Source organism: Janthinobacterium sp. ROICE36, assembly GCF_002869965.1.
GTDB lineage: Bacteria > Pseudomonadota > Gammaproteobacteria > Burkholderiales > Burkholderiaceae_D > Janthinobacterium.
Genome location: NZ_PEBS01000010.1, coordinates 14,793 through 34,318, shown reverse-complemented (window position 1 = coordinate 34,318; position 19,526 = coordinate 14,793). Strand labels below are relative to the sequence as shown.

Sequence of the window (19,526 nt, the reverse complement as noted above, 5' to 3'; positions counted from 1 at the left end):
CAGTGCCTCCTAGGCAATGTAGCGGCGCGGATTGTCCGCATTGAAATCATCTTCATCATCCTTGTCCTCGCCCTTGAAGACGACGGGACCGTTGAAGGCCAGCTGCAGGTTCTCGCCCTGCCAGCTCAGCCACGGCGTCGCTTCGCTGCCCGGCTCCGACGTCTTGCCCGACGGCTCCAGAATGATGCTGTCAGGCGTGATGCGCGCCATGCCGATCACATAGGTGTAGACCGTATCGTCTTCGGCCGCCTTGCACAGGCGGAAGTCGAACGCGCATTCGACGATCTGCTCGCCGTATTGCATGACCATTTTCGGGCGCATGGACGCCACCGGGACGGCGCCGTTGGCCAGCGCCGAATACACGCTGAAGACCAGGCCCACCGTGCCGCCGTAATGTTGCGCCAGCGCAGGATTGACTTCCACCGTTTCCGTGGCCGGCTCCTTGCCTGACGCGCCCGCCACATCGCCCAGGTGACGCACATAGGGCATGGCATCGAAGTTGCCGGGCTTATCGGGTGCCTGGATGAAGCGCATCTGGCCGTTCGGCAAGAGAATGCCGACCCGCAAATCGAGATCGTCGTTATCCTCGTCGCCATCGCCGTTATCGACCCAGGTAGCCTTCACGATGAGTTTTCTCGGCGCGCCCGCGCCCTTCTCCAGCGAGACCTTGTGCGTCTGGCCCGCCTTGGTCAGCGAGATTTTCGACAAGGAAATCTTGGGAGACGGCACGGGTTCAACGATGGCCTGCGCCACGACACCGCCGAAATGCGCGACCAGCGCGTCCAGGCCGCCATTGAAGCCCTGGCCCACGGCCATGAAGCGCCAGCCGCCATCTTTGCGGTAGAACTCGCCCAGCATGACGGCTTTTTCTTGCGCAAAATCAACGCCCGCATACGCGTAGCGGGCCAGCTCACGCCCGCCGTCGAGCAAGCGTACATAGCCGCTGGCCAGCTGCGCCATGGTAGCCGCGCCTTCGATGGCGGCCGTGACGACCAGGCGCTCGATGGAGGCCGGCAAACGCTCAAGCTGGTAGCTGAAACCGGCAGCATCGCCGGACGGCGCCGATGTTTCCACGCCACCGCACGGCGTGCGCGGCTGGTTAAAGAAGGTCATGTAGCGGTCGTCGGACAATTTACCGGCGGCATCGAGGCCGAAACAGGCAAAGTCCAGCGGCACGCCCGCACTGGCGAGACCCAGTTGCACGACATTGCCCGTGACGAGGCCGGACAGCGCAAGACGTTGCCCCTTGATCAGGTTTTCCATGGAGTCAGGGAGAAAGAAGGGAGAGACAGAACCGGGCAGCGGTGCCACCCGGTACATTTACGCAAACAACTACTTTTTACGCATTGATGCCGAAAGAACGGGCCAGAGGACCTAATCCACCCTTGAAACCCTGGCCGATGGCCTTGAATTTCCATTCGCTGCCGGCGCGGTAGATTTCGCCGAAGATCATGGCCGCTTCCGTCGAGCCGTCTTCCGACAGGTCGTAGCGGGCGATTTCCGCGCCATTGTCACCGTTCAGGCAACGGATGTAGGCCTTGCCCACCATGCCGAAGTTCTGCTTGCGGGCTTCCGCGTCGTGAATCGTGACGGCCACGGCGATCTTGTCGATGTCAGCCGGCACGTTGGCCAGGTCGACGGCGATTTTCTCGTCGTCGCCATCGCCGCCGCCCGTGGTGTTATCGCCCGCGTGGACGATGGAACCGTCAAGCGACTTCAGATTGTTGTAAAAAATGAAATCGGCGTCGGAACGGGACTTGCCATCCATTTTCAGCAGGAAGGCGCTGCCGTCCAGGTCGAAAGCGGCACCATCGGTGGCGCGCGGGTCCCAGCCCAGGCCAATCACGATTTTCTTCAAGCCAGGAGCTTCCTTGCTCAGGTTGACATTGCCGCCTTTTTGCAAACTGATCGCCATGGTAATTCCTTTTTAATTAATGTGGGGGTTGCATTCGGTGTTACAGGTCACGTCGCCGGCACCCCGGCTTGATGAGCCATGAGCCTACCATAAAGTCCCGGCTTGCCAGCCGCGCACTATTGAAAATAATGCCATACAGAAAGGACTGCGTCACGACCCTCCTGGCCAGAATGACGGATAATGCCGCTCGAGAAAAATTTTCACCATCCTGTACCAGGCTTATCGTTGAACAATACAAAGATACGACTCGTTTGCATTCCCGGCACCTTGTGCGACGAGCGCCTGTGGTCGCGCCTGGCGCCTGCCTTGGGCGACGCCTTTCATGTGCAACACCTGCCCTTGCACCAGGCGTGCACGCGCGCGCAGATGCAGGCAATGATTGCCAGCCACAGCGCCCCGCAGGCGCATCTGGTGGGCTTTTCGCTGGGCGCCTACCTGGCGCTCGAACATGCGCTGGCGCACCCGCAGCGCGTGAAGTCCCTCACTTTGATCGCCAACTCCGCCCAAGGTTTGCTGCCGGCTGAAATGAGCGCGCGCCGGCGCATCGTCACCATGCTCGAACGCAACGCCTATGCGGGCATCACGCGCCAGCGCCTGCGCGAACTGCTGCACCCGACGCACCTGAACGATGTCGCCATCACGGGACTGATCCAGCAGATGGGGCTGGACCTGGGCAAGGACGTGCTGCTGGCACAATTTCTCACCACCATCAACCGCCCCGACCTGATGGCGCGCTTGCCGGAACTCGATTTCCCCGTGCTGATCGTGGGCGCCGAAGAAGACAAGCTGGTCAACCCCGACGACCTGCGTGCCATGGCGGCCCGCTTGCCACAAGCCACCCTGCACGTACTAAAAGACAACACGGGCCACATGATACCGCTGGAAGCACCAGGCGCGCTGGCACAAGCCATGCGCGCGCATCTGGAGGCGGCAGGCAATTTCAACGATAATGACGGGCATCGGGCATCGCCCCCACCTTTTTCACAGAATCCATGAGCCATCTGAACATCATCGTCGCCACCGACCAGCAAGGCGGTATCGGCATCGACAACACCCTGCCGTGGAAATTGCCGGAAGACCTTGCGCACTTCAAGCGCCTGACGACGGGCCACCCCATCCTCATGGGCCGCAAGACCTTCGATTCCATCGGCCGCCCGCTGCCGAACCGCCGCAACATCGTCATCACGCGCAACCCGGACTGGCGCCATGAGGGCGTGGAAGCGGTGTCGTCGGTGGAGGCGGCCATCGCGCTGCTCGACGGCGCGCAAGGCTATGTCATCGGCGGCGCCGAGATTTACAAGCAGGCACTGCCCCTGACACAGCGTTTGATCATCACGGAAATCGGCCAGACGTTTGACTGCGACGCGTTTTTCCCCGCCGTGGATCATGCCGTGTGGCAAGAAACCGCGCGCGAAGCGCAGGTCTCGGAGCAATCCGGCCTGCCGTACGCCTTTGTCACGCTGGAACGCAAAGCCTGATAAGGTGATATAGATAGAGATAGAGATCGAGCCAGAATGTTGCTGTAATACCCCTGTCACACCGTTGCGTCACGCTAGCGCAAGCGTTTGACGTTTTGCTACGATATTTTTTTCCCGCAGACGCCGCATTTCTGCGAGAATCCCGTTCTTATTTTTTTTCTGCGGCTGCCGGCTTGTACTACCGCCTGAAGTCGCGCCCTAGTCCGCCCCTCCATTGCGTCAGGGGCGGCTTGCTTTTTTGGAGACATGCATGAAATTTCGTTTCCCCATCGTCATCATTGACGAGGATTTCCGTTCTGAAAATACGTCCGGCCTGGGCATTCGCGCCCTTGCCGCCGCAATGGAAAAAGAAGGCATGGAAGTGCTGGGCGTGACCAGCTACGGCGATTTGTCGCAATTTGCCCAGCAACAATCGCGCGCGTCGGCCTTCGTGCTGTCGATCGACGATGAAGAATTCGGTGCCGGTTCGGTCGAGGAAACCGACCATGCCTTGAAGTCCCTGCGCGCGTTTGTCGAAGAAATCCGCTACAAGAACGCCGATATCCCGATTTACCTGTATGGCGAAACGCGCACCTCGCGCCATATCCCCAACGATATCCTGCGCGAACTGCATGGTTTCATCCACATGTTCGAAGATACGCCCGAGTTCGTCGCGCGCCACATCATCCGCGAAGCGAAATCCTACCTGGACGGCCTGTCGCCACCGTTCTTCCGCGCGCTGGTGCACTACGCCAACGATGGTTCCTACTCGTGGCACTGCCCCGGCCACTCGGGTGGCGTGGCTTTCCTGAAGTCGCCGATCGGCCAGATGTTCCACCAGTTCTTCGGTGAAAACATGCTGCGCGCCGACGTCTGCAACGCCGTCGAGGAACTGGGCCAGCTGCTCGACCATACGGGCCCTGTCGCCGCGTCCGAGCGCAATGCGGCGCGCATCTTCAATGCCGACCATTGCTATTTTGTTACGAACGGCACTTCGACCTCGAACAAAATGGTGTGGCACTCGACCGTGGCACCGGGCGACATCGTCGTCGTCGACCGCAACTGCCACAAGTCGATCTTGCATTCGATCATCATGTGCGGCGCCATTCCCGTGTTCCTGATGCCGACGCGCAATCACCTGGGTATCATCGGCCCCATCCCGCTGGCCGAATTCACGCCGGAAAGCATTGCCCGCAAGATCGAAGCCAACCCGTTCGCGCGCGAAGCGAAGAACAAGAAGCCGCGCATTTTGACCATCACGCAATCGACTTACGATGGCGTGATCTACAACGTGGAAACCCTGCGCGGAATGCTGGACGGCAAGATCGACACCCTGCACTTCGATGAAGCCTGGCTGCCGCACGCCACCTTCCACGATTTCTACAAGAATATGCACGCCATCGGCAAGGACCGTCCGCGCGCCAAGGAATCGATGATCTTCTCGACCCAGTCCACGCACAAATTGCTGGCCGGCCTGTCGCAGGCTTCGCAAATCCTCGTGCGCGAATCGGATACGGTCAAGCTGGACCAGGACGCCTTCAACGAGGCTTACCTGATGCACACTTCGACCTCGCCACAGTATTCCATCATCGCCTCCTGCGACGTGGCTGCGGCCATGATGGAAGCGCCGGGCGGCACCGCCCTGGTGGAAGAATCGATCATGGAAGCGCTCGATTTCCGCCGCGCCATGAAGAAGATCGACCAGGAATGGGGCCAGGACTGGTGGTTCCAGGTGTGGGGTCCGGACAGCTTCAACGACGAAGGCATGGGCCAGCAGGAAGACTGGATGATACGCGCCGAGGATGACTGGCACGGCTTCGGCGACCTGGCTCCCGGCTTCAACATGCTCGACCCGATCAAGGCGACCATCGTCAACCCGGGCCTGTCGCTGGATGGCCAGTTCGGCGCAACGGGCATCCCCGCGTCCATCGTCACCAAATACCTGGCCGAGCACGGCGTCATCATTGAAAAATGCGGCCTGTACTCGTTCTTCATCATGTTTACCATCGGCATCACCAAGGGCCGCTGGAACACCTTGCTGACGGCCTTGCAGCAGTTCAAGGACGACTACGACAAGAACCAGCCGATGTGGCGCATCCTGCCGGAATTTGCGGCGGCCAATCCACGCTACGAAAAAATGGGCTTGCGCGACCTGTGCCAGCAAATCCACGATTTCTACAAGGCTTACGACGTGGCGCGTTTGACCACGGAAATGTATCTGTCGGACATGATCCCGGCCATGAAACCGTCGGACGCGTTCGCCAAAATGGCGCACCGCGAAATCGAGCGCGTGGCCATCGACGAACTGGAAGGGCGCATCACGTCCATCCTGCTGACGCCGTATCCACCGGGCATTCCGCTGCTGATCCCGGGCGAACGCTTCAACAAGACCATCGTCGACTACCTGCGCTTCGCGCGCGACTTCAACGAGCGCTTCCCCGGCTTCGAGACGGATGTGCATGGCCTCGTGAAACGCGAAGTCGATGGCAAGCGCGGCTATTTCGTGGATTGCGTGAAGTTGGACGAAAACGTCTAAAAAACCTCGTCGTTGCTTGAACTGCCACTCTTAGCGCCACCTTTCAGGTGGCGTTTTTCATGCTGGGCCACCGCGCACGCTTGCGCCAACGCCATATGAACGGCCTCGATCAGATGGGTGACCTGGCGCGCCGGGTCGAATTGCTTGCCTTCCATCTTACATCCCTGCACTTCCAGGCCCAGGCTGTCTGCTGCGCGCCGCTTGAGCGCCTGCGGCAAAGCACCCTGCGGGGATGGCATGCAAGCCAGCGGTAAGCAAAGAACCGGGCAGTACGGCGCACGGCATGTCGCCGTTAGCGTAAAAACCATCGTTTCCAGAGCAGCGAGCTTCCTTGTCAAGATGAGCGTTCAAACAAGCTTAATTGGCAGGAACGATTACGTCGCCTATCCGCCACAGCGACGCTGAACGCGAAAAAATATTTTTCATTTGCAACACACAAATTTCGCGCTACATCGTCAAAAATGACGTCATTTATACGACAACAGGCATCAGAAATAAATGTAGACAACATGCAAATGCTTAATTGAAAACAGCTTTTTGGTAGGCAGGCCCTACAATAAACGGGCCAGAATTTAATTGCCCGGAAGAAACTAGATGATAGACCTTACTTTGCGCCGTTTGCTCGCCATCACATTGTTCAGCCTACTTGCCGCCTGCGGCGGTGGCGGCGACGGCAAGGCCGGCTCCGCCCAGAACCCGGAGGTCTCGGTCGTACCGCCTGCGACCACCGCCCCCGGCGATCCGCAAGTCCCTGGCTCCACGCCGGGCGATACCGTTGCGCCGCCACCCCTGACCACGCCGCCAGCCAAGCAAGCGACCAGCTTCACGCGCCAGGAAGCATCGCGCTTCCTGGGCCGCGCCACGTTCGGAGCGAACATGCCGGCCATCGATGCCCTGGCTGCCAGCGACAGCGACGCCTGGTTCCGCGCGCAGTTTTCCAAGTCGCAAACCTTGCATCGCCAATATATCGATGCCATGCTGGCAGCGCAGGCCGCCGGTGGGGAACGCAGCAGTTTAAGGACGTTCTACGAAACGTTCTGGCAACAAGGGATCCGCGGCGATGACCAATTGCGCCAGCGCATGGCCTTTGCCTTATCAGAAATCTTCGTCATTTCCATGCAGAACGACTCCGTACAGCCGCAGGTACGTGGCGTGGCCAGCTATTACGACATGCTGGGCCAGCATGCCTTTGGCAACTTCCGCGACCTGCTGGAGGGCGTCGCCCTGCATCCGATGATGGGGCTGTACCTGTCCCACCTCCGCAACCAGAAGGAGTCGGCCACGCGCACGCCCGATGAAAACTTCGCGCGCGAAGTGATGCAGCTATTCACCATCGGGCTGTACCAGCTGAATCCGGATGGCAGCCTGAAACTGTCCGGCGGCAAACCCGCCGAGACTTACACGCACGACGACGTAGCGGGCCTGGCGCGTGTATTTACCGGCTGGAGCTGGGCCGGACCGGATCAGAGCGCCACGCGATTCTATGGCGGCACGCCCGATCCCGACCGCGACTGGAAGCCGATGCAGAATTACGCGGCTTATCATTCCAGCGGAGACAAACGCTTCTTGGGCCAAAGCATTTCCGGTACCAGCAGCGGCCAGGCCGACCTCAAACTGGCGCTCGACACCCTGTTCAACCATCCCAATGCGGGACCGTTCTTTGCCCGCCAGCTGATCCAGCGCCTGGTCAGCAGCAATCCCAGTGCCGCCTACATGGGACGCGTGGCGGCCGCCTTTGCCAACAATGGCAGCGGCGTGCGCGGCGACATGCAAGCCATCATCCGCGCCGTGCTGCTCGACCCGGAGGCGCTGGCCCCAAACGGCACCACTTTGCGCACAGGCAAGTTGCGCGAGCCGCTGCTGCGCCTGGCTGGCTGGATGCGTGCCTTCGACGCCAAGCCAACTGGCGGCCGCTACAAACTCTATTACCTCGACGACCCTTTGAGCGGCCTGGGTCAGAATCCATTGAATCCGCCTTCCGTCTTCAGTTTTTTCCGCCCCGCCTATACGCCGCCCAATTCCGCCCTGGCCGGTGCGGGCCTGGTGGCGCCGGAACTGCAGATCACGGCTGAACCGTCAGTGACGGGCTATCTGAACTTCATGCAGGATGCTGTCAATAGCGGCGTGGGCGAGAGCCGCGACATCAAGCCCGACTACACGCGTGAACTGGCGCTGGCCAGCGACACCGGTGCCCTGCTCGAGCGCATAAACCTGCTCCTGATGCATGGCAGCATGCCCGCCAAACTGCGCGGACAAATCCTGACCGCCGTCAATGGCATCAGCATCCCAACCGCCACGTCCAGCAATGCCACGCAAATTGCCACGGCCCAGGCCAACCGCGTCAAGCTGGCGATTTTCCTGACCATGGCCTCGCCAGCCTACCTGGTGCAAAAATAAGATCGATCCTATGCAAAATCTTCCATTTTCCCGCCGCCGCTTCCTCGGCTCCATGCTGAGCCTGGCCGGTACTACGGCCGCCCCCTTCGCCCTGAATCTGGCCGCCATGGGCAACGCCGCCGCGCAATCGGCCGGCGACTACAAGGCCATGGTGTGCCTGTTCATGGCAGGCGGCAACGATGCCTTCAACACGGTGCTGGCCACCGATCTCACATCATGGAGTGAATACTCGCGCCTGCGCAACACTGGCGGCGCCGATTCCATCCACCTGCCCGGCGTCGGCGAAACGGGCGGCGTATTGCCGGTGGTGCCTGCTACAGCGCAAACGGGCCGCACCTTCGCCCTGCATCCCCAGCTGGCGCCGCTGAAAGACTTGTTCGACAATGGCCGCGCAGCCATCGTGGCCAATGTTGGCACTTTGATCCAGCCCGCCACCCTGGCGCAGTACAAGGCGGGCAGCGTGGCCTTGCCGCCCAAGCTGTTTTCGCACAATGACCAGCAATCGACGTGGCAATCGGGTTCGCCGGAAGGGGCCAGCGTGGGCTGGGGCGGCCGGGTGGCCGACGTGGCTGGTTCGCTCAATACGAATGCCATGTTCACGGCCATTTCCGCCTCGGGCAACTGCCTCTTCCTCAGCGGGCGCCAGGTGCGCCAATTCCAGGTGGGTCAGGCAGGCGCCGTGCCTATCCGCGGCCTGAGCGGCAATCTGTATGGCAGCACGGGCGGCGCGGGTGCGCTGCAAGCCATCGTCAACGATGCGGGCAGCGACCTGATCGAACAGGAACACGTGGCCGTCGTGCAGCGCGCGATTTCCAGCCAGAGCGTGCTGAGCGGCGCCATGCTTGCGGCCGGCGCGGGCGGCGTGCCGAATCCGCCGCCCTATGTCAACCCGAACACGGGCGTGTCCGGCGTCAACCAGCTGGCCGTGCAATTGCAGACGGTGGCGCGCATCATCGGCGGGCGCGGCCCCCTGGGAGCGAAACGGCAAGTGTTTTATGTGACCTTGGGCAGCTTCGACACGCATGACCGCCAGAAGGAGCTGCATGGCGACTTGATGGCCCGCCTGGCGCACGCACTGGCGTATTTCGACGCCACCCTGGCGGCCCTGCAGGGCGCCGACGTGCGGCGCCAGGTGACGACATTTACGGCATCGGACTTCGGCCGTACCTTCAGCAGCAACGGCGATGGCACGGATCACGGCTGGGGTGCGCACCACTTTGTCGTGGGCGGCGCCGTGAAGGGCCGCGACATCTACGGCGCCTTCCCCGCCACTGGCCTGGGCCATGCGCTGGACGTGGGTTCCGGCGCCCTGCTGCCGACCACCTCCGTCGACCAGTACGGCGCCACTCTGGCCACGTGGTTCGGCGTGGCCGATAGCCAGCTGGCCGACGTGTTCCCGAATATCGGCAACTTCAGCCGGCGCGACCTGGGTTTCATGACGACAACTTAACCATTGACAGCGATCATCAGGGTGACGACATAGCCATCGCTGGCATTGCCCGTCACCGTGGCCATCTGCAGGCTGGTGCCATCGCTGAAGACGTTGTCGGTGGCATAGCTGATCTCTGCCAGCTTGCGCGCGCTGGCTGTGTAGCCGCTGGCCGTGTACACCTCGGTTAACGTTGCCATCGGGAACGTGAACTGCGACGTCTTGAGGCGATTCGCGGCGCTGGCCGCCTTGGCCAGGCTGGGATAGACCTCGAAGTGTACGTGCGGCATGCGTCCCGCGTAGCAGCCAGGAAAGATGGTCGTAAAGACCAGCTTGCCGGCGCTGTCCGTTTCCTGCACGCCGCGCAGGTAATTTTGCGCCGTCACGCCGCTCGAATACAGCGAATACAGGCCGTCGCGGTCGCAATGCCACAGGTAGACGGCATAGCCGGCCAGGCTGGCACAACTGCCGCTGGCGTTGAGCAACTGCAACTTGATGCTCAAAGGCACGCCCACCGCCACGCCCGTGGCGCCGTTAAAGCTGGCGCGAATATCGCTGCGCACCACGCCCGACTGGTTCAGCACATTGATGATGCTGCCGCCATTCGTGTTCGTGCCATCGGCCGGGTACGGCCCGCCCGTTTCATCGGGGATCACCGGACAGGCGCCCGCCGTCGGCAGCGTGACGGTGCCGGCGCCGCTGCCTGCCGCCGTGCCGCTGGCGTCCGAACCGCCGCCGCAGCTGATCAGGGGCAAGGTGGTGGCGCCGGCCAGCAGCCAGCGCAGGACTTGCCGCCGCTCAGCCGCCCATCGCATCATTTCGAGGTCGGATGCCAGACCGTCATCATGTAAGTCCATACCTATTCCAACAAGTGGGGCAAACCCGCCAAGGCGGGGCTCAGACTGGCGCACAGGAACAGCACCTGTGTCGCCTGTCGCGAGAGCGCCTGCAAGCTGCTGCCCGGATGCAAGACATGGATGCGCATGCTGACTCTCCCTGTGGTCGCGCGTGCCGTTTACGGGAGGCGCTGGGGGCGGCGTGGAACTTGGCGGCTGTCGCGCCGCTGCTGCGCTTGCTTACGCTGCTCGGGCGTCAGCACGGCCAGCAATTGTTGCTCCAGCCGCGCCTGCTGCAAGCTGATTGTCGCCATGGCTTGCGCCGCCGTGTTCGCCAGTGCGCTGGCCTTCGCATCGTCGTAGGCGCTCGATCCTGCCAGCTCGCGCAGTTGCGCATGCGCCTTGAAAGCGATCTTTTCCTGTTCGCGCAGCAAGGGCGCCTGGGCGTAGGTGGCGGCGAAGACCTTGTCCTGCTGCGCCTCGCTCAAGTCGATGCCGTGCAGGAAAGGCGGCAGGCCGGGTCCGCCGGGGCCGTGGCCAAGGCCGGGCGGCGGCCCAGGCATGGCGCGCGCTAACGGGTCGTCCGGTGCAGAGTCTTGCTGGGCCAGTGCCAGCAGCGGCATGCTGCAGGCGGACAACAGCAACAGGGATACGGCGATACTCAGGTATTTCATCGGGCTTTCCTTTCGTGGCGATCAACCCTGATTGTCGGCGTCTGGCATGTAAAGCAACGTTAGGGCCGCGTAAAAGCGTGTAAAGGAAGGGCCGCGATGGTAAGCAGACGTATGTAAAAGCGGGTAAAAACGCCCTGATCAGCCCCCTATGGCTGCTATCATCGGGCGATATTCACCCGAAAAAAGCACAGGCATGAGCAAGGTTTTATTAATCGATGACGACGTGGAACTGGTCGGCATGTTCCAGGAATACCTGACGCAGGAAGGTTTTGAGGCCCGCGCCGTGCATGACGGCGAAAGCGGCGCGGCCGAGGCGCTGACGGGCCTGTACGCCATCGCCGTGCTCGACGTCATGATGCCGCGCATGAATGGCCTGGAAACCCTGCGCCGCATCCGCGCCGGCAGCAACTTGCCCATCCTCATGCTGACGGCGCGCGGCGACGATACGGACCGCATCGTGGGCCTGGAACTGGGCGCCGACGATTACGTGACCAAGCCGTGCACGCCGCGCGAGCTGACGGCGCGCATCCGCGCCATCCTGCGCCGTTCGCAAGCGGCGCCGCACGACAGTTCGGGCCTGGCGCCGCTGGCCGTGGGCCAGTTGACGATGTGGCCCGAGCAGCGCCGCGCCGCCTGGGCCGGCGCGCACCTGGAGCTGACGAGCACGGAATTCAACCTGCTGGAAGTGCTGGTGCGCCATGCAGGCAAGCCCGTGAGCAAGAATCAATTGTCTGAACTGGGCCTGGGCCGGCCCATGGCACGCTTCGACCGCAATATCGACGTGCACTTGAGCAGCCTGCGCCGCAAGCTGGGCAGCCTGGCCGACGGCCGTTCCTGCCTGCAAACCGTGTACCGTCTCGGCTACCAGCTGATCAAGGAGTAAGCGTGGGCCGTCTGTTCTGGAAGTTTTTTCTGTGCATCATGCTGGCGCAAGTCACGGCCACCATCGGCATCGGCGGTACCTTCTGGCTGAAAAACCGGGCGGCGCAACAGGAACGGGCCCTCGACATCGACACCAGCCCGCCCGCCCAGATGGCCATCGAAGCGGCCAGCGCCACGCTGGAAGCAGGCGGCAGCAAGGCCTTGCAGCAGTTTCTCGGCAAGATGGAACGCATGCGCGTGTTTGCCGTCGATGCCCAAGGACAAGAATTGATGGGCCGCATAGTCCATCCGGCCATGCTCGGCAAGGCGCGCGCGCTGCTGGCGCAAGGCTCGCCCCATGCCGTGGTGCGCGAGGTCGGCGGCAGCGACGGCACGCACTACCTGCTGTTCCTGCCCTCGTCCGTCCGTTTTCGCACTGCCGAGGCGAGCGCCGCGCGCGACACACTCAACGCCGTCACCCTGAGCGGCCCGCGCGTCATGAGCGCCCCCCGTGCCGAGGCGCCCGACATGCCGCCGCCGCACCCCGACTACCAGCGCGGCCCGCCGCGCGAGATGGGTGGCATGGGCGGCATTCCGCCCGGTCCGCGCATGGACAGCCCCTACCGCACCTTCATTCCCCTGGCCGCCGCCATCGCCGCCAGCCTGCTGTTCTCCTTCTTGCTGGCCTGGTATTTTTCGCGCCCCATCCGCGACTTGCGGCAAGCGTTCGAAGCCGCCTCGCACGGCGACCTGGCGCCCCGCTTCACGCCAACGGCAAGCGCGGCGATGAATTGACGGACCTAGGACGCGATTTCGACCGCATGACGGGCCGTTTGCGCAGCCTCATGGATAGCCAGACGCGCTTGCTGCATGATGTCTCGCACGAACTGCGCTCGCCGCTGGCGCGCTTGCAAGCCGCCATCGGCCTGGCGCACCAGCAGCCCGACAAGATGGACGCCTCGATGCAGCGCATCGAGCGCGAAAGCGAACGCATGGATAAGCTGATCGGCGAACTGCTGACCCTGTCGCGGCTGGAAGCGGGCGCCGGCTCGCCCCTCAGCGAAGACGTCGGCATCGCCGACCTGTTGCACGATATTATGGAAGACGCGCGCTACGAAGCGAAGGCGCGCCAGGTGGACATCGCCCTGGCGGGCGACGCGGCCAGCGCCGAGACCGCTGTCACGGGGCGGCCGGAACTGCTGGCGCGCGCCGTGGAAAACGTGGTGCGCAATGCCGTCAAGCACAGCCCTGATGGCGGCACGGTGGAAGTAAGTTTGTCGCGCCAGCATGATTGCTTGCGCATCGCCGTGCAAGACCGGGGACCCGGCGTGGGCAGCGCCGACCTGGCCAACATTTTCCAGCCGTTCTTCCGCGCCAGCCATACCCAGCACAGCACGGACGGCCATGGCCTGGGCCTGGCCATCGCCCAGCACGTGATCAGTGCCCACGGCGGGCGCATCGGGGCCAGCTTGCGCAGCGGTGGCGGGCTGTGCGTGGAAATGCTGTTGCCCGTCAAAACGCCAGGCTGAGCTGGCGGCGGGTAGTGCCCGAGACCCTGTTACGCCTGCGTATCGATGATGTTGCCCAGGGTGGACGCGCTTGATTTGGCCGGACTCGTCGCCGTATCTTGCTGCGCCGCCTGTTGCGCCGCTGCCGCTTGCAACTGAGCAATTTGCGCCTGCAAGGCCTGGATTTGCTGCGCCAACTGCTGCTGCAGCTTTTGCGACGCGTCCGTCTGCGTGCCCTTCTGCGTTTCCGTCAATTGCTTTTGCGCCGCCGTGATCTGCTTTTGCAGCGCCGCGATCTGCGAACTGCTGCCCGAACTGGCGCTACTGGCGGCGCCGACTGTGCCGACTGCGCTGCCTGAACCGATTGCCGCTACCATGATGCCTCCCGAGTGTGTCGATACCAAGGTTAACGGCAGGCATGGGCACGGATGTAGTGCTGCGGGTGTAAAGGCAGGTAAAGAGCGCGGCCGGCACACACTCTTGCTTCTCGGCACAAAAAACTGGCACACTGACGCTTCCCCTGCCAGACCCTGATCGGATCGCCATGCCCCTGCTGCCCGCCCTGCCCGACCTTGTGCCCCGCCAGCGCTGCGGCGTGATCGAGTTTCCCGTCCACCACATGCGTGGCGGCACGTCGACTGGCCTGGTCTTGCACGCGTCCTGCGTACCGGCCGAGCAAACTCTGCGCGAGGAATTGCTGCGCCAGCTGATGGGCGTGCCCCAGTCCGGCCGCCTGCCGGGCAACCGGCAGATCACGGGCCTGGGACGCGGTGCTCCTACCAGCAATAAAGTCTTCCTGGTCGAGGTGGAACAGCATGCCGGCCAGCCGCGCCTGGTCAGCACCCTGGCGCAACTGGCCGGCGAGCACGGCGATATCGACTGGAGCGTGAACTGCGGCAATATGTCGTCCGCCCTGCAACTGTGGGGCCTGGACAGCGGCGTGATCGAGGCGCTGGCCATCGGCACGCACGATATCGATATCCGCAACACCAACACGGGCGTCATCACCACCTCGCGCATGGCGCGCGAACTCGATGGCAGCTTTACCGCCACCGGCATTCCTGGCGTGCCCGGCAGCTTCCCCCGCGTGGACCTGTTCCTGCAGCAACCCGCCGGCGCCAAGACGGAAAAATTATTACCAACAGGCAAGGCGCAAGACACGGTGCACGGCTACGACGTCTCGTGCGTGGACGTGGCCGTGCCCATGGTCATCGCGCAAGCGCGCCAGTTTGGCAAGACGGCGCAGGAAGCAATACGGGAACTGGAGGCGGACACGGCTTTCATGCAAGCCATCCGCCAGGTGTGGAGCGCGGCGGGCCTGTTGATGGGCTTGCGGCGGCGCGATGGCGAGTTGATGACCTTGGAAGAACTGGCACGCAGCGAGACCATCCCCAAGTTCTGTATCGTGGGGCCGGCAACGGGAGAGGGAAATATTGCGGTACGTTACTTTACGCCACAGGCGGGCCACGCCTCGCTGGCCGTCTCGGGCGGCTGCTGCTTGGCGGCAGCTTGCTTGATACCGGGCACGGTGGCGCATGCGCTGGCGCGCGGCGTGCCGCCCGTCGGGCAGGCGAATGCAGAGATTGAACTGGGCATAGCAAACCCGGCCGGCATCCTGGGTACCACCATCGTGGCGCGCCAGGCAGGAGACGCCATCGCCATCGACAGCGCGGCCTACCGGCGCAGCACGCAAATCTTGCTGCGCGGCCATGTTCCCCTGTACCAGCCCTCAGCCGCACTGAAAGCGTGGCTGCTGAAGCAATTTTAAAGCAAGACCGGCAATCAGGTCTTGGGCAGGGTCACGCCAACCTGGCCCTGGTATTTGCCGCCCCGGTCCTTGTACGAGGTTTCGCACACTTCATCGGACTCGAAGAACAGCACTTGCGCCACGCCTTCATTGGCGTAGATTTTCGCCGGCAACGGTGTCGTGTTCGAAAACTCCAGGGTCACGAAGCCTTCCCATTCCGGTTCGAACGGGGTGACGTTGACGATGATGCCGCAGCGCGCATAGGTGCTCTTGCCCAGGCAAATCGTCAATACATTGCGGGGAATGCGGAAATACTCGACCGTGCGGGCCAGCGCGAACGAGTTCGGCGGGATGATGCAATAGCCCTTGCCCGACACATCGACGAAGTTATTCGCGTCAAAATCCTTGGGATCGACGATGGTGGTGTTGATATTGGTGAACAACTTGAACTCGTCGGCGCAGCGGATGTCATAGCCATAGCTGGAGGTACCGTAGGAGACGATGCGGTTGCCGTCGCGTTCCTTGACCTGGCCCGGTTCGAAAGGCTCGATCATGCCCGTTGCTTGCGCCATGCGGCGTATCCATTTATCGCTTTTAATCGTCATCGCAGGGGGCTCTTTCTAGAATATCGGAATGGCGGGGGGCCGCACGCATGCAGCAGGCACGGCCCGAATGGCAGGATTTTACGCGAAAACCCGCCACTGTTGGCCCCTGCGATATGAAAATCGTTGGCGTCAGGCTACTGTTTCGCCAGCAAGGAAGTGATCATCTCGCGCACCACTTGCGCCGTCAGTTGCGGGTTTTCCATGGGAAACAGATGGCCGCCCGGTACCTGGCGGAAAAACTTGCCCACCAGCTTGCGCGTGGCCTTCAAGCCCGCCTGGCGGCATTCCACCGATTCCGTGCCGCCGATAAAACCGATGGGCACGGGAAAGCCATCCTTGACGAGGCTGCCGATGTGATGCGGCAAGCTGCGGTAGACCTGCGTTTCCACTTCGCGCGTGAAGCGCAGCTGCACTCCTTCCGGATGAGGGACCAGGCCGCTGTCTATATAGTCGCGCAAGACTTGCGGCGCCCAGATGGCGAACATGTCCTTGGCGCCAAAGTGGTCATACGCAGCTTGCGCATCGGGCCACAGCTTGCGCCGCCGGGCGGAAAAGCGCGACGGAGAAAACCGCTCGCCCAGCGCCGTATTGCGCGCCAGGCGCACCAGCAAGGCGCGCCAGCCGGCCACCACGGGCGAATCGAGCAAGACCACGCAGCGCACCAGGTCGGGCCGTTGCTTGGCCACCATCACGCTGAGCATGCCGCCCAGTGAATGGCCGACGAGGATCACGGGCGTACTGTAGCGGCGCTCCAGCTCATCGATATACTCGCGCACCAGTTCGGGCCAGCCCGTGCTGACGGGGTAAGCAGGATCGTGCGCGTGCATGTCGAGCGCCTGCACATCGTAGTGCTGGCCCAGCAAGCCGAACAGCTTGCGGTAGGTGCCGGCAGGATAACTGTTGGCGTGGGCAAAGTGCAGTTGCGGGAGTGTCATCGTGGGATGCTGCCGGTGAATGCGATAGGCAATTGTAATGGCATGCCGGCAAGGCGTATCAGAGGAAGGCCTCTAATTTCCGGGGTGGCAGCGGGGGCGCTTGCGCCATGCCGGGCACGAAGGAGGCCAGCACCGCGCCCAGCTCCGCGCTTGATTCCACCACGCAAAAGGCATCGTCAAACGCATGCTCGCGGTTCATCTGATTGCGCACAATGATGCATTCCAGCCCGGCCGCGTTGGCGGCGCGCAAGCCGCGCGGCGAATCTTCCACGGCCACGCAGTCGGCGGCGGCCAGGCCCAGGCGCTGCAAACCCAGCTGATAGCCGTCGGGCGCCGGCTTGCTTTCCGCATACATTTCACGCGTCAGCACGAAGTCGAAGTGCGACAACATGCCCGTGGCCGCATGGCTGATCTGGAAATGCTGTGCGTAGGCGCTCGTCACCACGCCCATGGCCACATGCGGGCGCAGCGCCGCCAGCACTTGCCCGATGCCGGGCATGGCCAGCCGGCGCGCCTGACGCAAGCGTTGCGCAAACAGCACGGTGCGCTCGGCGCGCAGGCGATCGACCAGTTCGATGGGGTGGCCCTGCCCCAGCAGCAGATGCCAGGCGCCATAGTTATTGTCCAGGAACCAGTCAAAGAATTGCTTCGGCGTCAAGTCTATGCCGTAGGGCAGGAGCAAATCGCGGTTGCTTTCGTAAAACAGCTGTTCGGTGTTGACCAGCACGCCATCGTTGTCCCACAGCACGCCCTGGATGGTTTTCATGGCTATTGCCGTTTGAAAACTTACTTGAAGAAGATGTCGTAGGACAACTTGACGATCAGCAGCACCAGCAGCACCAGGAACAGGATGCGCACAAAGGCAGCGCCGCGGCGCACGGCGATCCAGGTGCCTGTCAGGGCGCCCAGGATGTTGCACACCGCCATCGGTGCAGCCACCGCGTACACCACGTGGCCGGCGGGAATGAAGAAGGCCAGCGCGGCCACGTTGGTGGCGATATTCACCAGTTTCGAGCAAGCCGAAGCGAGGATGAAATCGAAGCCGAAGACGCGGATGAAGAGGAAAATCAAAAAACTGCCCGTGCCCGGCCCGAACAGGCCGTCATAAAAGCCGATGGCGCCGCCGATGACGATGGCGAGGATGCGTTCACGCGGGCCGATGGGGCGCGGCTCGCGCGTACTGCCGAAATCTTTCTTGATGAAGGTATAGATGGCCATGATGATGATCAACACCAGCACCATGGGACGCACCACCTGCTGCGGCACATACGACACGGCGGCGGCACCGATGAAGGACATGACGAAGGCGCTGGCCACGGCGGGCAGCACCAGCAGCCAGGGAATGTTGACCTTGCCGACGAACGAGCGGGCGGCAAACGTGGTGCCGCAGGCCGACGCCAGTTTATTCGTGCCCAGCAAGGACGTGGAGGCCATGTTCGGCATCAAGTTGAACAGGGCCGGCAGCTGTATCAACCCGCCCCCGCCCACGGCGGCATCGATCAGGCCGGCAAAGAAGGCAAATAAACACAGCAGTGAGATGGTCAGCATGATAGGCAATGAGGAATGGGCGACAGCGGCAGTATAGGCGCCGTGGATTTTTCCGGATGCAACTTCAAATTGCGCAAAACGCAATCAGGCGTAACGCTTGACGGAATGCGCCCCGTGCGGTCTACTAGCCTCTTTTGCCGGGAGTCACGCAATGTCGATGAAGCTGATGTGGGAGATCCGCGCCTTTTGCACCGTGGTGGAAAAGCGCAGCTTCATCCACGCGGCGCGCATGCTGGGACGCTCGCCGTCGGCCGTCACGCGCGCCATCCAGTTCCTTGAAGACGCCATCGGTGCCGAACTGATCCTGCGCACGCAAAAGCAGTTCACCCTGACGACGGCTGGCGAAACGTATTATGCGTCGGCCAAGCACTTGCTGGAAACGCAGGCCGAGGCGGAAGATCAATTGGCCGAGCTGAGCAACTCACCGCAAGGCTGGGTGCGCCTCTCGGCGCCGGAAATCCTCTCGCTGGGCTTCTTGCCGAAAGTAGTAGCGCAATTTTCGCGCGATTACCCGAATGTGTCCGTGGACATTCATTTCTCGGACAAATCGATCGACCCCATCCAGGAAAAGCTGGACTTTGCCATCCGCGGCGCCTTCCCCCAGTCGAGCGAGCTGATCGGCTATCCCCTGTGGAATTACCGCCGCTACATGTACGCCTCGCCCGACTACATCGCCCGCATGGGCGCGCCCGACGAACCCGAAGAGCTGGCCGGCCACGACATCATCATGCACTCAGCCCCGCGCATCCTGCGCGACTGGCATTTCGTCTCTGCTACGCGCAACGTGCGCTACCAGGTGCAACCGCGTTTCCGCTTCACTTCCGGCATCGCCACTTTTCAAGCGGCCCTGGAAGGCGCCGGCATCGTGCGCCTGGCCAGCTGGCTGGCCGAGCCAGCCGTGGCCGCCGGCAGCTTGCAAAGAGTGTGCACGGCGTACCGGCTGACGTCATCGAAAGAGCTCGATCCCAGCATCCACGCCGTCTACGGCACTTCGCGCATGGCCAAGGGCGCGCGGCTGTTTCTTGAATATGTACGACAGCGGGGAGTCGAAATACCGGATGAACGCGCAAGTTAGCGT

21 protein-coding genes are annotated in these 19,526 nt (G+C 62.5%); 10 read left to right on the top strand and 11 right to left on the bottom strand.

Translation table 11 applies throughout. From position 1 onward, the window contains the following. Positions 1-9: 9 nt before the first annotated feature. Positions 10-1,263 carry a TerD family protein gene (locus CSZ94_RS06210; protein ID WP_102120713.1) on the bottom strand — a complete coding sequence of 418 codons (1,254 nt, stop codon included), beginning with the start codon at positions 1,261-1,263 and terminating at the stop codon, positions 10-12. A gap of 76 nt (positions 1,264-1,339) precedes the next feature. Next, complete coding sequence (locus CSZ94_RS06205) at positions 1,340-1,915, bottom strand: TerD family protein (RefSeq protein ID WP_102120712.1); 576 nt, start codon at positions 1,913-1,915, stop codon at positions 1,340-1,342. 225 nt (positions 1,916-2,140) lie between these two features. Between CSZ94_RS06205 and CSZ94_RS06200 the strand changes: the two genes are divergently transcribed. From CSZ94_RS06200 to CSZ94_RS06190, 3 genes are all read left to right on the top strand, one after another. Then, positions 2,141-2,911, top strand: a complete 771-nt coding sequence (locus tag CSZ94_RS06200; protein WP_258000807.1) for an alpha/beta fold hydrolase — start codon at positions 2,141-2,143, stop codon at positions 2,909-2,911. After that, complete coding sequence (locus CSZ94_RS06195) at positions 2,908-3,393, top strand: dihydrofolate reductase (RefSeq protein WP_102120710.1); 486 nt, start codon at positions 2,908-2,910, stop codon at positions 3,391-3,393. The genes CSZ94_RS06200 and CSZ94_RS06195 overlap by 4 nt, the downstream gene beginning before the upstream one ends. 250 nt (positions 3,394-3,643) lie before the next feature. Beyond that, on the top strand, positions 3,644-5,908 hold the full coding sequence (locus tag CSZ94_RS06190; RefSeq protein WP_102120709.1) for an arginine/lysine/ornithine decarboxylase: 2,265 nt from the start codon (positions 3,644-3,646) through the stop codon (positions 5,906-5,908). Here CSZ94_RS06190 and CSZ94_RS06185 read toward each other — a convergent pair. Continuing rightward, the gene (locus CSZ94_RS06185; protein WP_146009747.1) at positions 5,905-6,147 is read right to left on the bottom strand and encodes a hypothetical protein; all 243 of its coding nucleotides are present in this window, start codon (positions 6,145-6,147) and stop codon (positions 5,905-5,907) included. The genes CSZ94_RS06190 and CSZ94_RS06185 overlap by 4 nt on opposite strands. 355 nt (positions 6,148-6,502) lie before the next feature. On the opposite strand from CSZ94_RS06185, the gene CSZ94_RS06180 reads away from it, so the two are divergent. Then, positions 6,503-8,305, top strand: coding sequence for a DUF1800 domain-containing protein (locus CSZ94_RS06180; protein ID WP_102120707.1), 1,803 nt, complete (start codon positions 6,503-6,505; stop codon positions 8,303-8,305). Positions 8,306-8,315: 10 nt separating this feature from the next. After that, positions 8,316-9,755, top strand: coding sequence for a DUF1501 domain-containing protein (locus tag CSZ94_RS06175; RefSeq protein ID WP_102120706.1), 1,440 nt, complete (start codon positions 8,316-8,318; stop codon positions 9,753-9,755). Here CSZ94_RS06175 and CSZ94_RS06170 read toward each other — a convergent pair. From CSZ94_RS06170 to CSZ94_RS06165, 3 genes are read right to left on the bottom strand one after another with little or no spacing between them, the layout of a single operon-like run. After that, the gene (locus CSZ94_RS06170; protein ID WP_102120705.1) at positions 9,752-10,591 is read right to left on the bottom strand and encodes a dioxygenase family protein; all 840 of its coding nucleotides are present in this window, start codon (positions 10,589-10,591) and stop codon (positions 9,752-9,754) included. The genes CSZ94_RS06175 and CSZ94_RS06170 overlap by 4 nt on opposite strands. 2 nt (positions 10,592-10,593) lie before the next feature. Continuing rightward, a complete protein-coding gene (locus tag CSZ94_RS28505) occupies positions 10,594-10,719 on the bottom strand; it encodes a hypothetical protein (RefSeq protein WP_258000806.1) in 126 nt (41 codons plus the stop codon). Positions 10,720-10,749: 30 nt separating this feature from the next. Further along, positions 10,750-11,244, bottom strand: coding sequence for a Spy/CpxP family protein refolding chaperone (locus CSZ94_RS06165; RefSeq protein ID WP_102120704.1), 495 nt, complete (start codon positions 11,242-11,244; stop codon positions 10,750-10,752). Positions 11,245-11,437: 193 nt separating this feature from the next. Here CSZ94_RS06165 and CSZ94_RS06160 point away from each other — a divergent pair, with 193 nt between their 5' ends. Genes CSZ94_RS06160 through CSZ94_RS28495 form a run of 3 tightly spaced genes read left to right on the top strand, consistent with a single transcriptional unit; the run spans position 11,438 to position 13,634 of the window. After that, positions 11,438-12,127, top strand: a complete 690-nt coding sequence (locus tag CSZ94_RS06160; RefSeq protein WP_102120703.1) for a response regulator transcription factor — start codon at positions 11,438-11,440, stop codon at positions 12,125-12,127. Between the two features lie 2 nt (positions 12,128-12,129). Continuing rightward, a complete protein-coding gene (locus CSZ94_RS28500) occupies positions 12,130-12,900 on the top strand; it encodes a hypothetical protein (protein ID WP_258000805.1) in 771 nt (256 codons plus the stop codon). After that, on the top strand, positions 12,897-13,634 hold the full coding sequence (locus tag CSZ94_RS28495; protein WP_258000804.1) for a sensor histidine kinase: 738 nt from the start codon (positions 12,897-12,899) through the stop codon (positions 13,632-13,634). The genes CSZ94_RS28500 and CSZ94_RS28495 overlap by 4 nt, the downstream gene beginning before the upstream one ends. A 29-nt stretch (positions 13,635-13,663) precedes the next feature. Here the strand turns inward: CSZ94_RS28495 and CSZ94_RS06150 are convergent, their stop codons facing one another. Continuing rightward, positions 13,664-13,990 carry a FlxA-like family protein gene (locus tag CSZ94_RS06150; RefSeq protein ID WP_102120702.1) on the bottom strand — a complete coding sequence of 109 codons (327 nt, stop codon included), beginning with the start codon at positions 13,988-13,990 and terminating at the stop codon, positions 13,664-13,666. 167 nt (positions 13,991-14,157) lie between these two features. Here CSZ94_RS06150 and CSZ94_RS06145 point away from each other — a divergent pair, with 167 nt between their 5' ends. Further along, positions 14,158-15,381, top strand: coding sequence for a PrpF domain-containing protein (locus CSZ94_RS06145; RefSeq protein ID WP_102120701.1), 1,224 nt, complete (start codon positions 14,158-14,160; stop codon positions 15,379-15,381). Positions 15,382-15,395: 14 nt separating this feature from the next. Here the strand turns inward: CSZ94_RS06145 and dcd are convergent, their stop codons facing one another. The 4 genes from dcd to CSZ94_RS06125 form a co-directional block, all read right to left on the bottom strand. Beyond that, entirely contained in the window at positions 15,396-15,965 is a 570-nt protein-coding gene (gene dcd / locus CSZ94_RS06140) for a dCTP deaminase (protein ID WP_102120700.1), read from the bottom strand. A 134-nt stretch (positions 15,966-16,099) separates the two neighbouring features. Then, the gene (locus tag CSZ94_RS06135; RefSeq protein ID WP_102120699.1) at positions 16,100-16,900 is read right to left on the bottom strand and encodes an alpha/beta fold hydrolase; all 801 of its coding nucleotides are present in this window, start codon (positions 16,898-16,900) and stop codon (positions 16,100-16,102) included. A 58-nt stretch (positions 16,901-16,958) separates the two neighbouring features. Next, on the bottom strand, positions 16,959-17,666 hold the full coding sequence (locus CSZ94_RS06130) for an HAD family hydrolase (RefSeq protein ID WP_102120698.1): 708 nt from the start codon (positions 17,664-17,666) through the stop codon (positions 16,959-16,961). 20 nt (positions 17,667-17,686) lie between these two features. Continuing rightward, positions 17,687-18,448 carry a sulfite exporter TauE/SafE family protein gene (locus CSZ94_RS06125; protein WP_102120697.1) on the bottom strand — a complete coding sequence of 254 codons (762 nt, stop codon included), beginning with the start codon at positions 18,446-18,448 and terminating at the stop codon, positions 17,687-17,689. Between the two features lie 151 nt (positions 18,449-18,599). Between CSZ94_RS06125 and CSZ94_RS06120 the strand changes: the two genes are divergently transcribed. After that, positions 18,600-19,523, top strand: a complete 924-nt coding sequence (locus CSZ94_RS06120; RefSeq protein ID WP_102120696.1) for a LysR family transcriptional regulator — start codon at positions 18,600-18,602, stop codon at positions 19,521-19,523. Positions 19,524-19,526 lie beyond the last annotated feature (3 nt).